General features: G+C 65.2%; 5 protein-coding genes. All 5 read left to right on the forward strand.

Annotation, left to right across the window (positions count from 1 at the left end):
* Positions 1-57 precede the first annotated feature (57 nt).
* Positions 58-4227, forward strand: a complete 4170-nt coding sequence (gene rpoC / locus DS843_RS19155; RefSeq protein WP_149470439.1) for a DNA-directed RNA polymerase subunit beta' — start codon at positions 58-60, stop codon at positions 4225-4227.
* Between the two features lie 363 nt (positions 4228-4590).
* Positions 4591-4962, forward strand: a complete 372-nt coding sequence (gene rpsL / locus DS843_RS19160) for a 30S ribosomal protein S12 (protein ID WP_012973201.1) — start codon at positions 4591-4593, stop codon at positions 4960-4962.
* A gap of 12 nt (positions 4963-4974) precedes the next feature.
* Positions 4975-5445 (forward strand): 30S ribosomal protein S7, encoded by a 471-nt coding sequence (gene rpsG, locus DS843_RS19165; protein ID WP_014241043.1) that lies wholly within the window; start codon positions 4975-4977, stop codon positions 5443-5445.
* A gap of 26 nt (positions 5446-5471) precedes the next feature.
* Positions 5472-7550 (forward strand): elongation factor G, encoded by a 2079-nt coding sequence (gene fusA / locus DS843_RS19170; protein ID WP_149470440.1) that lies wholly within the window; start codon positions 5472-5474, stop codon positions 7548-7550.
* A gap of 37 nt (positions 7551-7587) precedes the next feature.
* On the forward strand, positions 7588-8545 hold a 958-nt coding region (gene tuf / locus DS843_RS19175; protein WP_149470441.1), incomplete at its 3' end, for an elongation factor Tu.

The following is an 8545-nucleotide window of genomic DNA, read 5'->3' on the forward strand; positions in this document are numbered from 1 at the left end:
CCTTCCGGCGGGAACTGCCCTTAACCGACAACGCGGCGCTGCCAGCGGGAGACGGTCATGAACGAGTTGATGAACATTTTCGGCCAGGTCCAGGGTCCCCAGAGCTTCGATCAGATCCGCATCCAGATCGCGAGCCCCGAGCGCATCCGGTCCTGGTCGTTCGGCGAGATCAAGAAGCCGGAAACCATCAACTATCGCACTTTCAAGCCCGAGCGCGACGGCCTGTTCTGCGCCCGCATCTTCGGACCGATCAAGGATTACGAGTGCTTGTGCGGCAAGTACAAGCGCATGAAGTACCGCGGCATCATCTGCGAGAAGTGCGGCGTCGAGGTGACGCTGTCCAAGGTCCGGCGCGAGCGCATGGGCCACATCGAGCTGGCCTCGCCGGTCGCTCACATCTGGTTCCTGAAGTCCCTGCCGAGCCGCATCGGTCTGCTGCTCGACATGACGCTGAAGGATCTGGAGCGCATCCTCTATTTCGAGAACTACGTCGTCATCGAGCCGGGCCTGACCCCGCTGAAGCTCCACCAGCTTCTCAGCGAGGAGGAGTTCGTCTCCGCCCAGGACGAGTACGGCGAGGACGCCTTCACCGCCTCCATCGGTGCCGAAGCGCTGCGCATCATGCTGTCGGCGCTGGACATGGAGGAGGAGAAGAAGACCTGCCGCGAGGAACTGCGCGACACCTCGTCCGAGGCCAAGCGTAAGAAGCTCGTGAAGCGGCTGAAGCTGATCGACGCCTTCCTGTCGTCGCAGTCGCGTCCGGAATGGATGATCCTGGAAGTCATTCCGGTGATCCCGCCGGAGCTGCGCCCGCTCGTCCCGCTGGACGGCGGCCGCTTCGCGACGTCCGACCTGAACGACCTGTACCGCCGCGTCATCAACCGCAACAACCGCCTGAAGCGGCTGATCGAGCTGAAGGCGCCGGACATCATCGTCCGCAACGAGAAGCGCATGCTGCAGGAGGCCGTCGACGCTCTGTTCGACAACGGCCGCCGCGGCCGCGTCATCACCGGCGCCAACAAGCGTCCGCTGAAGTCGCTGTCCGACATGCTGAAGGGCAAGCAGGGCCGCTTCCGTCAGAACCTGCTCGGCAAGCGCGTGGACTACTCGGGCCGTTCGGTCATCGTGGTGGGTCCGGAGCTGAAGCTGCACCAGTGCGGCCTGCCGAAGAAGATGGCGCTGGAGCTGTTCAAGCCCTTCATCTACGCGAAGCTGGAGCTGTACGGCCTCGCCTCGACCATCAAGGCCGCCAAGCGCATGGTCGAGAAGGAGCGTCCCGAGGTGTGGGACATCCTGGAGGAGGTCATCCGCGAGCATCCGGTGATGCTGAACCGCGCGCCGACTCTGCACCGTCTGGGCATCCAGGCCTTCGAGCCGACGCTGATCGAAGGCAAGGCGATCCAGCTCCACCCGCTGGTCTGCACCGCCTTCAACGCGGACTTCGACGGCGACCAGATGGCCGTGCACGTCCCGCTGAGCCTCGAGGCCCAGTTGGAAGCGCGCGTCCTCATGATGTCGACCAACAACATCCTGTCGCCCGCGAACGGCAAGCCGATCATCGTCCCGTCGCAGGACATCGTGCTGGGTCTCTACTACATCACGATGGACCGGCCCGGCGAGAAGGGCGAGGGCATGACCTTCGCCAACGTCGGCGAGATCGAGCAGGCGCTGGACGCCAAGGTCGTGACGCTGCACGCCAAGGTGAAGGCGCGCTACAAGGGCGTGGATGAGAACGGCGACGAGAAGATCTCCATCGTGGAGACGACTCCGGGCCGCATGCTGCTGTCGGAGATCCTGCCGCGCAACCCGGCGGTTCCCTTCTCGCTGATCAACCGCCTGCTGACCAAGAAGGACGTCGGCAACGTCATCGACGCCGTCTACCGCCATTGCGGTCAGAAGGAGACGGTGATCTTCGCCGACCGCCTGATGAAGCTGGGCTTCGGCCACGCCTGCCGCGCCGGCATCTCCTTCGGCAAGGACGACATGGTCATCCCCGAGGCGAAGAAGAAGCTGGTCAACGACAGCAAGGAGCGGGTGAAGGAGTTCGAGCAGCAGTATCTCGACGGCCTGATCACCCAGGGCGAGAAGTACAACAAGGTCGTCGACGTCTGGTCGGAATGCACCGAGAAGGTGGCCACCGAGATGATGAAGGTCATCTCCGACACCGCCCCCGGCAAGCCGGTGAACTCGGTCTACATGATGGCCCATTCCGGTGCCCGCGGCTCCGCCGCCCAGATTCGCCAGCTCGCCGGCATGCGCGGCCTGATGGCCAAGCCGTCGGGTGAGATCATCGAGACGCCGATCATCTCGAACTTCAAGGAAGGCCTGACCGTGCTGGAGTACTTCAACTCCACCCACGGCGCCCGCAAGGGTCTGGCCGACACCGCTCTGAAGACGGCGAACTCCGGTTACCTGACCCGTCGACTCGTCGACGTGGCGCAGGACGCCATCATCGTCGAGACCGATTGCGGCACGGACAAGGGCATCACCGTCAAGGCCGTGATCGACGGCGGCGAGGTCATCTCCCCGCTGGGCGACCGCATCCTCGGCCGCACGGTGGTCGGCGACCTGATCGACCCGCTGAACGGCGAGCTGATCGTGCCGAACGCCGGCCTGATCGACGAAGCCACGGTCGACCGCATCGAGCGTTCGGGCATCGACAGCGTCATGATCCGCTCGGTCCTGACCTGCGAGACCAAGGACGGCGTCTGCGCCAAGTGCTACGGGCGCGATCTGGCCCGCGGCACTCTGGTGAACGTCGGCGAGGCCGTCGGCGTCATCGCCGCGCAGTCGATCGGCGAGCCGGGCACGCAGCTCACCATGCGCACGTTCCACATCGGTGGCGCGGCGCAGCGCGGTGCGGAGCAGAGCCAGGTGGAGGCGGCGTTCGATGCCACGGTGCGGATCAACAACCGCAACGTCGTCATCAACTCCTCCAACATCCCGGTCGTCATGGGCCGCAACACCGAGGTCATCCTGCTTGACGAGCAGGGCCGCGAGCGGGCGCGTCACCGCGTTCCGTACGGTGCGAAGCTGCTGGCCGACGAGGGCGTGAAGGTCGAGCGCGGCCAGAAGCTGGCCGAGTGGGACCCCTACACCCTGCCGATCATCACCGAGCGCGAGGGTACCGCCCACTATGTGGACCTCGTGGAAGGCATCTCCATGCGCGAGGTGATGGACGAGGCGACCGGCATTTCGTCGAAGGTCGTGGTGGACTGGCGCCAGCAGCCGCGCGGTGCGGATCTGAAGCCGCGCATCACGCTGCGCGACGAGCGGGGCGAGATCATCACGCTCGCCAACGGTCTGGAAGCCCGTTACTTCATGTCGGTGGACGCCATCCTCTCGGTCGAGAACGGCGCCCATGTGAAGGCCGGTGACGTGCTGGCGCGTATCCCGCGCGAGTCGTCCAAGACCCGCGACATCACGGGCGGTCTGCCGCGCGTGGCCGAACTGTTCGAAGCGCGCCGTCCGAAGGACTTCGCGATCATCTCGGATCTCGACGGCCGCGTGGAGTTCGGCAAGGACTACAAGACCAAGCGCCGCATCGTCGTCCGCAACGACGAGACGGGCGACGAGCGCGAGTATCTGATCCCGAAGGGCAAGCACATTTCCGTCCAGGAGGGTGACTATGTCCAGCGCGGCGACCTGCTGATGGACGGCAACCCGGTTCCGCACGACATCCTGTCGGTGATGGGCGTGGAGGCTCTGGCCAACTACCTCATCAACGAGATCCAGGACGTCTACCGGTTGCAGGGCGTGAAGATCAACGACAAGCACATCGAGGTGATCGTCCGCCAGATGCTGCAGAAGGTCGAGATCACCGACGCCGGCGAGACCACCTTCCTGGTGGGCGAGCAGGTGGACCGTCAGGAGTTCGACGAGGAGAACGAGAAGACTGTCGGCGAGGGGCTGAAGCCGGCCTCCGGCCATCCGGTCCTGCAGGGCATCACCAAGGCGTCGCTGCAGACCCGGTCCTTCATCTCCGCCGCGTCGTTCCAGGAAACCACCCGCGTCCTCACCGAGGCCGCGGTGTCGGGCAAGACCGACAACCTGGAAGGCCTGAAGGAGAACGTGATCGTCGGCCGCCTGATCCCGGCGGGCACGGGCTCCGTCGTCAACCGCCTGAAGCAGATCGCCGCCGAGCGCGACCGCGCCCTGGCGGAAGGCGAGGGCGGCGAGGGCGAGGCTCCGGCCCTGCCGCATCCGGGCGAGAGCACCGCGGCCTGACCGGTCCGGACCATCTGCTAGGGAAGGGGGCGCGTTCCGAAAGGGGACGCGCCCTTTTTCGTGGACGGGGCGGTTCTGCGTGCCGCAGAACCGTCATTTGCACGCTTGACGACGCAGGGGGCACCCCATATAGTCCGCGAACTTCAAAAGGACCTATGGGCGGCTCCGTGCCTCCGCAATCCGGTCCGTTTGAAACCCAATCGACATAGCCGGGCAGTTCCGCTGAACGGCGTTCGACCAGTGGGCCCGCTCGAAGCCCTTCAGGCTTCGCAGGCGGGCTTTTGCATCGTCCGGTACCTCCGGGCGATTTTCCAATCGGTCCGGCTCCGCCGGCCGAGCGACCTGAAGGGATGAAGGGCAGATATGCCGACGATCAACCAGTTGATCCGTAAGCCGCGCGAGCCCTTGGCCGCGCGCAATAAGGTTCCCGCGATGGAGGCGTGCCCGCAGAAGCGTGGCGTCTGCACCCGCGTGTACACGACCACGCCGAAGAAGCCGAACTCGGCTCTGCGTAAGGTCGCCCGCGTTCGCCTGACGAACGGCTTCGAAGTGACCTCCTACATCCCCGGTGAAGGCCATAACCTCCAGGAACACTCGGTGGTTATGATCCGCGGCGGCCGTGTGAAGGATCTTCCCGGCGTTCGCTACCACATCATCCGCGGCACGCTCGATACCCAGGGCGTGAAGGACCGTAAGCAGCGTCGTTCGAAGTACGGCGCGAAGCGTCCGAAGTAAGGAGTATTCACGATGTCCCGTCGTCGTCGCGCCGAGAAGCGTGAGGTCCTGCCGGACGCCAAGTATGGCGACCGCGTCCTGACCAAGTTCATGAACTGCCTGATGCTGGACGGCAAGAAGTCCGCCGCCGAGCGCATCGTCTACGGCGCGCTCAGCCGCATCGAGGCCAAGACCAAGAACGAGCCGGTTCAGGTCTTCCACGACGCTCTGCTGAACGTGAAGCCGCACCTCGAAGTGCGCTCGCGTCGCGTCGGTGGCGCCACCTATCAGGTTCCGGTCGAGGTCCGCACGGACCGCGCCCAGGCCCTGGCCATCCGCTGGCTCATCGGCGCCGCCCGCGCCCGCTCGGAAAACACCATGACCGAGCGTCTGTCGGGCGAGCTGCTGGATGCTGCCAACCAGCGTGGCACCGCCGTGAAGAAGCGCGAGGACACCCATCGTATGGCGGAAGCCAACAAGGCGTTCTCGCACTACCGCTGGTAAGGCACCCACCGGCCCAGGTGCTTGTCATGCCCCGTTCCCATCCTCTGATCCGCTACCGCAACATCGGCATCATGGCTCACATCGATGCCGGGAAGACCACGACCACCGAGCGGATTTTGTACTACACTGGAAAGTCGTACAAAATCGGCGAGGTGCACGAGGGCACCGCGGTGATGGATTGGATGGAGCAGGAACAGGAACGGGGCATCACCATCACCTCCGCGGCCACGACCTGCTTCTGGCGCGATCACCGCATCAACATCATCGACACTCCGGGCCACGTCGACTTCACCATCGAAGTCGAACGTTCCCTGCGCGTGCTCGACGGTGCGGTTGCGGTGTTCGACTCCGTTGCGGGGGTGGAACCCCAGTCCGAAACCGTGTGGCGGCAGGCCGACAAGTACGGCGTGCCCCGCATGTGTTTCGTCAACAAATTGGACCGTACCGGCGCGGACTTCTTCCGCTGCGTCGCTATGATGAGGGAACGGCTGGGAACCACCCCGCTCGTTCTCCAGCTTCCGATCGGGTCCGAGGCCGGTTTTGTCGGCGTCGTCGATCTGGTTGCCATGCGCGCCATCGTCTGGAAGGAAGAGACGCTGGGCGCCGAATTCTATTACACCGACATTCCGGACGCCCTGAAGGACGCCGCCGCGCACCACCGCCAGGCGCTGCTCGATGCCGTCCTGGAACTCGACGACGCAGCCATGGAGGCGTATCTCGAGTCCGGGCAGGAACCCGCGGAGGAGACTCTCAAGGCCTGCATCCGCAAAGGCACCATCGGCCTGCGTTTCGTGCCCGTTCTGTGCGGCTCAGCCTTCAAGAACAAAGGCATCCAGCCGATGCTGGACGCAGTGGTCGACTACCTGCCGGCCCCAGTGGATGTCGGGGCCGTCAAGGGGCACCGCGTCGGCAGCGACGCGACGGATGAGCGTGCACCGGACGACGCCGCTCCCTTCTCCGCGCTTGCCTTCAAGATCATGAACGACCCCTTTGTCGGGTCTCTGACCTTCGTGCGCGTCTATTCCGGGACCGTCGCCTCCGGAAGCGCCGTGCTGAATCCCGGAAAGGACGAGAAGGAGCGCATCGGCCGCATGCTGCTGATGCACGCCAACAGCCGGGAGGAGATCGACGAGGCCCACGCGGGCGACATCGTGGCCTTCACTGCGTTGAAGAGCACGACGACCGGCGACACGCTGTGCGACCCCGCCAAGCCCATCGTCCTGGAGCGGATGGAGTTTCCGGAACCGGTCATCGAGGTGGCCGTCGAGCCGAAGTCCAAGGCCGACCAGGAAAAGATGAGCATGGCGCTCTCTCGCCTTGCCCAGGAGGACCCGTCCTTCCGGGTGGCCGTCGACCATGAAAGCGGTCAGACGATCATCAAGGGCATGGGCGAACTGCATCTGGAAATCATCGTCGACCGCATGAAGCGCGAGTTCAAGGTGGATGCGAACGTCGGCGCGCCGCAGGTGGCGTACCGCGAGACGATCACCAGGACCGCCGAGGTCGATTACACCCACAAGAAGCAGACCGGAGGCACTGGCCAGTTCGCCCGGGTCAAGCTGGTCTTCGAGCCGCAGCCCGCCGGCAGCGGCTTCGTCTTCCAGAACAAGGTCGTCGGCGGCGCCGTGCCCAAGGAGTTCATCCCGGGCGTACAGAAGGGGCTGGACGCCGCGCTCAATGCCGGGGTGGTCGCCGGATTTCCGGTGATCGACCTGAAGGCCGAGCTGGTGGACGGGGCCTTCCACGACGTCGACTCCTCCGTGCTGGCTTTCGAGATCGCCACCCGCGCGGCCTTCCGCGAGGGCATGCAGAAGGCCGGTCCGGTCCTGCTGGAGCCGATCATGAGGGTTGAGGTGGTGACGCCCGAGGACTACATGGGCGACATCATCGGCGACCTGAACAGCCGCCGCGGACAGATCGCCGCCATGGACCAGCGGGGCAACGCCCGCTCGATCATGGCGATGGTTCCGTTGGCGTCGATGTTCGGCTATGTGAACACCCTGCGCTCCATGAGCCAGGGGCGCGCGCAGTACACGATGCAGTTCGACCATTACGAGCCGGTGCCGCAGGCCATCGCGGAGTCCATCCGCGCCAGGATGGCCTGAAACCGCTGGAACGACAAAGAGACGGAGAGCACACACCATGGCGAAGGCAAAGTTCGAGCGGAACAAGCCGCACTGCAACATCGGCACGATCGGCCACGTCGACCACGGCAAGACGTCGCTGACGGCGGCGATCACGAAGGTGCTGGCCGAGAGCGGCGGCGCTACCTTCACCGCCTACGACCAGATCGACAAGGCGCCGGAGGAGAAGGCGCGCGGCATCACGATCTCGACCGCCCACGTCGAGTACGAGACGACCAACCGCCACTACGCCCACGTCGATTGCCCGGGCCACGCCGACTACGTGAAGAACATGATCACGGGCGCCGCGCAGATGGACGGCGCGATCCTGGTCGTGTCGGCCGCCGACGGCCCGATGCCGCAGACCCGCGAGCACATCCTGCTGGCCCGCCAGGTCGGCGTGCCGGCTCTGGTGGTGTTCATGAACAAGGTCGACATGGTCGACGACGCGGAGCTGCTGGACCTGGTCGAGCTGGAGGTGCGCGAGCTGCTGTCCTCCTACGAGTTCCCGGGCGACGACATTCCGATCGTCAAGGGCTCGGCGCTGTGCGCGCTGGAGGACCGCTCGCCGGAAATCGGCCGTGACGCGATCCTCAAGCTGATGGCCGAGGTCGACCAGTACATCCCGCAGCCGGAGCGTCCGAAGGACCGTCCGTTCCTAATGCCGATCGAAGACGTGTTCTCGATCTCGGGCCGCGGCACGGTGGTGACCGGTCGCGTCGAGCGTGGCATCGTCAAGGTCGGCGAGGAAGTCGAGATCGTCGGCCTGAAGGCGACGGTGAAGACGACGGTGACCGGTGTCGAGATGTTCCGCAAGCTGCTCGACTCGGGCGAGGCCGGCGACAACATTGGCGCGCTGCTGCGCGGCACCAAGCGCGAGGACGTGGAGCGCGGCCAGGTTCTGGCCAAGCCGGGCACGATCACCCCGCACACCACCTTCAAGGCCGAGGCCTACATCCTGACCAAGGAAGAGGGTG

The sequence above is a fragment of the Roseomonas genomospecies 6 genome (assembly GCF_008365375.1).
Classification (GTDB): domain Bacteria; phylum Pseudomonadota; class Alphaproteobacteria; order Azospirillales; family Azospirillaceae; genus Azospirillum.